General features: G+C 69.6%; 1 protein-coding gene. It reads right to left on the bottom strand.

Translation table 11 applies throughout. The annotated features are described in order from the left end of the window. Window positions 1-941 (bottom strand): transposase (locus AB1L88_RS26920; protein ID WP_367099811.1); only part of this gene is annotated, 941 nt, incomplete at its 3' end. Window positions 942-1,010: the final 69 nt, after the last annotated feature.

A 1,010-nucleotide genomic window follows, 5' to 3' on the forward strand; every position in this document is an offset into this window, starting at 1 on the left:
CTGCTCTGTGGAAAGGTTCGTTTTTTAGCGAAGAGCCAAAGGATGAGGATGTTGTGGGTCAGGGCCATCCAGAACAGATCCTTGCGTTGGCCGGCGGCGGTGCGGCTGCGGCAGACGTCCCCCTGACGTCGCTTGAGCATGCTCACGACCGTCTCGACCTGCCACCGCTGCCCGTAAGCCGCACGGACCCAGGCCTCCTCGGTCCGCCGCCGGTGCGGGGTGCGCGGCGGGCCGGGCTCGCGGCAGTGTCGGCCGCGGCGGATCAGCACCCGCAGCCCCAACGCCTCGCGGGCGTAGCGGTGGTTGACCTCCGCGTCGTAGCCGGCGTCGGCCAGCACGGTCCCGAGCCGACGCCGCCAGTGGGCGGCCTTGAGCAGCCCGACGAACTCATCGACGTCCGGCCGCGGGCCGACGCCACCGTGCGCCGCCAGGATCAGGTGCGTGTGACGGTCGACGACCAGGCCCAGCTTGGGATAGCGTCGACGCCGGCGACCGCCGCCGGGCCGCGGCCGCCGTGTCCCGGCCGCCGCACGGGCCCGTTGCGAGTAATAGCGACTGGCCCGGTCGGCCCGCATGCCCGTCGAGTCGACGATGGCCTCGGCCGGTTCGGCCGGCTCGGGGGTGCCCAGCCGCACCGAGCGGTCCATCAGGTCGCGGACCCGGCCGCTGCGTCGCAGCCGGTGATAGGCCTTCTGCAGGGTGCTGAACTCAGGCGTCGACCGCAGGCCGATCGCCTCACGCCAGCTCGGGCTGTCGGCCAGCTTGGCCGCGATGCCGCGGTAATCGTCGGCCTCGGCCAGCTTCAGGACGATGCAGGCGAAGAGCTGCGGCTGGGTGAACGTCTTGGGACTGTTGCGATGGCTGTAATCCGGCAGCACGCCGCGGGCGACCTCGTGAGCCGCCTTGAGAATCGCGATTGGCGACTTGCTCAGAGTGCTCATGATCCCACCTGCCTGAATCGACTCAGATGCTTGATCAGACAGAACCGCAAGAACTATTCCACAGAGCAG

The organism is Tautonia sp. JC769 (assembly GCF_040717455.1).
GTDB lineage: Bacteria > Planctomycetota > Planctomycetia > Isosphaerales > Isosphaeraceae > Tautonia.